The 4,674-nt window shown below is 52.4% G+C and carries 3 protein-coding genes and 1 pseudogene; 1 reads left to right on the top strand and 3 read right to left on the bottom strand.

The features are described from left to right. Nucleotides 1-1,407 (bottom strand): hypothetical protein (locus P8O70_15485; GenBank protein ID MDG2198245.1); only part of this gene is annotated, 1,407 nt, incomplete at its 3' end. Nucleotides 1,408-1,632: 225 nt separating this feature from the next. Between P8O70_15485 and P8O70_15480 the strand changes: the two genes are divergently transcribed. Further along, nucleotides 1,633-2,445, top strand: a complete 813-nt coding sequence (locus P8O70_15480) for a hypothetical protein (GenBank protein ID MDG2198244.1) — start codon at nt 1,633-1,635, stop codon at nt 2,443-2,445. Between the two features lie 391 nt (nt 2,446-2,836). Here the strand turns inward: P8O70_15480 and gmd are convergent, their stop codons facing one another. Both gmd and P8O70_15470 read right to left on the bottom strand, forming a co-directional pair. Beyond that, entirely contained in the window at nt 2,837-3,877 is a 1,041-nt protein-coding gene (gmd, locus tag P8O70_15475) for a GDP-mannose 4,6-dehydratase (protein ID MDG2198243.1), read from the bottom strand. A 118-nt stretch (nt 3,878-3,995) separates the two neighbouring features. After that, nucleotides 3,996-4,415 (bottom strand): annotated as a pseudogene (locus tag P8O70_15470) (hypothetical protein). Between the last annotated feature and the right edge of the window lie 259 nt (nt 4,416-4,674).

Here is a 4,674-nt window from a genome sequence, read left to right as displayed (position 1 = left end):
TTCGATTGTCTTTTTCCCTGTGGTGACCCCGTGATCCGTCGCATAGGCTGTCAGTTGCTCCTGCAGCTGGGTAACGGTGCGTTGCAAGGTCTGTAGCTGCAGACTCTCCTTGCGTAGCTGGCGCACAATTTCTCCAAGGTTAAGCATCTGGTTGAGAACATTCTCTTCTTTCTGCCCAGAGCTGCCAAAGATGCTACCGATGCCGTCAACCTGAGACCGCATCCACTGCTGAAAGCCCTGCCGTTCGATGATCACATCGTAGAGATCATGGTCCTTGAAAGTGAGCTCACTGTCTGTATTGATCGGGCGTTCCAACTCACGAATCTTCAGAGTCTTGCGCTTGAGGTCCTCGACCAGCCGGCTTCTCACAGTACGCAGGCGTTGGTACTTCTTTTCTGCGTTGCTGCTGATTGAATCCGGATCCTGTTCCTCGATTTCCTTGAGTTGCTCGACCGTCGTACGCAGGCGATTCTTCAGATCTTCGCGCTCTTTCTGGAGTTTGGCGATGTTGTCTTCCAGCGAATCCTGACGCTTCATCATGGCCTCTTCCTTCTTGCTTAGGATCGCTTTTTTGCGCACACCAAGCCACACCATGAATTTCTGTTGATTGACGTCCCACTGATTGAGCAGAATTAGATCGTACTGATGGAATTGTTCGCTGTCGTGCAGGAACTCACTGATACTCAAACTGCCACGCTTCGGGTGTTCCTTGATGTAGACTCGATGTTGCAGGGTCAGTTCTCGCAAAGTGAGGGAAGTCAGCAGCTTGCGCTTGTGTCCTCGGCCTGTCAGGCCATTCAGTGTGCGGTCACCCAGATCATCCACGATGAGGATGCACATCAGGCCCTTCATCAGCCCTTCCAGAGTCGTGATCCCGGTCACTTCCGCCACGGTGTCGCTGAAGATCCGGTCCAGCCCAGCCCAGTAGGCATCTTCCAACTGCATCCGCTCCAACATCCCTTGCAACTCCTTGACGATTTCCTGCTCCTCCTTCAGGTAGAATTCCTTCTCTTCCAGCACCAGCTTCTGATGAACGACACGCAGGAACTCCTTGGACTTTTCACGTTGGCCGATGTCGTGCTGGAGCTGCTGGTAGCGTTCTCGTCGTGGATCACCAGATTTCTCGTTAGTGAATCTCACGCGATGCCAGAGGCTTGGGCCACGCACAAGGTAGAGTTCCAGAATCTTGCTCAGCGTGTTGATCTTATGCAGTCCCCCAGACAATTGATGTGGCAGGGCGACCTTAATCGTACCATCGCTGGAAGTGCCTTTGCGAGGCGGATAGAGATCAAACTGAGGCTCCAGCTTGAAGCGCCCGAGGCGGCGCTTCACAGAGTCCTGCAGTCGCTTCTGGAGGTCTGCCGGCAGTAGAACTTTCAGTGGTTTGATCGGGGCAGGCTGGCTCATGTCCTCTCTTTACGGAGTACGGAGAAGTTGTCTCGACAGGAGCAAACATTTTGGCGGTTGCTGCTCATGATGCACACTGACTCAATAATTCTGACACTCTAACACAATTAGGTAGGACAATGGCAAGGGGTCCGGAAGCTGGGAAGGATTTTGCGTTTTGTCGTTGGCTCCGGTATTCCCTTGATCTTGAGTTCTCTTCTCCCTCTTTCCTTTGAAAAGCCTTTCATGAACGAAGCTCCATTGCGACGCCCCGACTACCTTCGTCCAGTTGCGGAACGTACGGTCAATGCTTTGGAAGACAAACACTTGGATGTGCTGCAACAAGCCTACCAACAGGCCTTGCAGCGTTACCAGCGTCGCCGCTTCTGGATCTTCTGGCCCTGCCTGCTGACTAGCTGGCTACTGCTGCCTGGTGTCTTCTGGTTCTGGTATCGTCGAAGTCTCAAGGAGTGGAAATTGTGCCGAGAGTTGGCCAACGAACTCGACTCATTGCGACGACAGCGAGATCGACGGACCTTCTGGAAGCGACTACGTCCTCGACGCAATCGGGTCGAAACCGGAGACACTGCAGAGCTGCGCCGCTTCTACAAGACCCTCGTGCAGTCGGTTCGTCAGTACAACGTGCGGCTTGGACTGTTTGACTACGCCTTGGATCGCCAGAACAAGCGCCTGGATTCTCCCTTCACAGTTGGGGAACTGGAGAAGATCGAGAAGACCTTCCGGCGCGTGCAGGATGAACTGCATAGTGCCATCCGGCTCTTGCAGCTTGCCGAAAAGAATCCGGAGCTAGACCTGGTTCAATTGCTACGCAACGAGTACCAGGAAGACATTCAACGCTCTTCGGAATATGTCAACCAAACCGTCGATCTTGGTGCCTCCGGACAGTTCATTCACGAGTTGCTGGTGCTGGAAACCAACTTGCGACAGGATATTGCGGGTCTGGCAGGCAGTGGCCACTGGCAGGAAGAAGAAACTGAAGAGGAGGAAGCAACTACGCGGGAGGAGAAAAATGAATCGGAAAAAGCGTCCCGTTCTTGACCCAGCCAACCAGAAGGGGCTCGGGATGGCTGACTATCACAGAAAAGTTCAGTAACAGTTGAGGCGGTTAAGCAGTAACGCCTGCTTGTAGGACTTCAGCGAGCAAATTCTCCAATTGGAGGGCGAACAGGCGCTGAGGGTAAAGAGCAGTAGGAGCAGAACGACCCAGGTGCGCATTGGCTTTTTTCTCGACAGCACAAACTTGCAGAGCTTCCTTGCTCTGGCCTACTGGCGCCTCGCTACCCTTCCCTGTGCAGCCGTTTCATTTCGTTGAATCGATTACAAGCACAAAGCAGACCGTTGTCTCACACCTCTCTTGCTTTCCTGCTGCCGTTTTGCTTCTTTGTTACTGAAAAAGCTGGTTTTGAAAGAATCTAAAAACAGAAAAATTTCAGGGAGCGCGCAGGTCTTCTTCAACCATTTCCTGCACCAGTTGCTGCAGATCACAGACGGGTTGCCAGCCTAATTTTTCTCGTGCCTTGGTTGCATCCCCCAGCAGCAGGTCGACCTCGGTGGGACGATAGTACTGTGGATCGATCTGCACACGTACTGCTCCAGTTTGAGCATCGTTGCCGATTTCTGTTTCCCCAGTTCCTTCCCAATGGATTTCAATCCCTGCCACTGCAAAGGCTTGGGTAGTGAAGTCGCGTACACTGGTGGTGATCCCGGTGGCCAACACATAGTCATCAGGCTCCTCCTGCTGCACGATCCGCCACATCCCCTCAACATAATCTCGTGCGTGTCCCCAGTCTCGTTTGGCATCCAGATTCCCCAGGTAGAGGCACTCCTGTCGTCCTTGAACGATCGCAGCGACAGCTCGGGTGATCTTGCGTGTGACAAAGGTCTCTCCACGCAAGGGAGATTCATGATTGAAGAGGATGCCATTGCTGGCGTGTAGTCCATAGGCTTCCCGATAATTGATCGTGATCCAGTAGGCATAGAGCTTGGCTGCCGCGTAGGGGGAACGAGGATAAAAGGGCGTAAGCTCAGTCTGTGGAGTCTCCTGCACCTTGCCATAGAGTTCAGAGGTCGACGCCTGGTAGAAGCGGGTCTTGTTCTCCAGCTGGAGGATGCGAATCGCTTCCAGCAGCCGTAGGGTCCCCAGCGCATCAGAGTTAGCGGTATATTCTGGAGTCTCAAAGCTGACCTTGACATGGCTCTGAGCGGCTAGGTTATAGAGCTCGTTGGGCTGTACTTCCTGCACAATCCGGATCAGGTTGGTGGCATCAGTCAAATCCCCGTGGTGCAGCACGAAGTTGCGGTGATCAATGTGCGGATCCTGGTAGAGGTGGTTGATCCGTCCAGTGTTGAAGCTGGAGCTGCGACGCTTGATGCCGTGGACAATGTAGCCCTTCTGTAGCAGCAGTTCGGCAAGGTAGGCACCATCCTGTCCAGTGATACCCGTGATCAATGCGGTTTTGGCTGAAGTCATAGAGTGAATTGGGTTGATCTGATCATCAAATAGAAAGAGAGAAACGTTCGGTTTTTTCGTTCATGCTTGGGAAAAAGTGGATGAGATCATCAGGAGTAGTAGCGGTAGCGCTATAGAACTTGAGGACAGCGATGACAATTCCACCAACGGTGAGGATCATGCCCAGGGACCAGAACATGAAGCGATCCATCCTGCGCTGTAGCTCGACGAAGTGTTGGTCCATTTGCTCAAACTGGAGATCCACCTGCCCAAATCGCCTGTCCATTTGTCGTTGAAATTCTTCAAATCACTTATCGACCTGTTCGAAACGCTTATCGATTTGCTCGAAACGTTTTTCGATCATCTCAAACCGGAGATCCACCTGCTCAAATCGCTTATCGATTTGCTGGATTAGCTGCTGAATCAGTTCTCCCTGGTGTTTGAGCGCTTCTTCCACTCGCACCATGCGTTCGCGCAACTCAATCTCATAGACAGCTGGTGGCTTGCCCAGGCTGACCTCAGTAAGCCATTCGCTGAGATGCTGCTTGATGAATTCGATGTCTTCCTGCGCGGCTCATCGGGATTCTCCAGAGGAATTGGGATGATCAAAAGCTGCCTCAGAAAAAGTTGCCCCAATTGAGCAAAAACTACAATCCAACAAGCAAACCAGCTGCATTCGTTGAAGAATATTGGTCTTCCTCTCTTGCGAAGCAGGGGGTCTGTGGGCCAGATGGGAGATCGGTGGCGAGTTGTTCATCTGTTTTTTTCTGGGAAGCAACCAACTCTGCCAGGAGTTCCCAAACTTTTTCTTCAGTCAT

This window comes from SAR324 cluster bacterium (assembly GCA_029245725.1).
In the GTDB taxonomy this organism is placed as follows: domain Bacteria; phylum SAR324; class SAR324; order SAR324; family NAC60-12; genus JCVI-SCAAA005.
The sequence above is the reverse complement of the archived record's forward strand: the minus strand, read 5'-3'. Positions and strand labels throughout refer to the sequence as shown.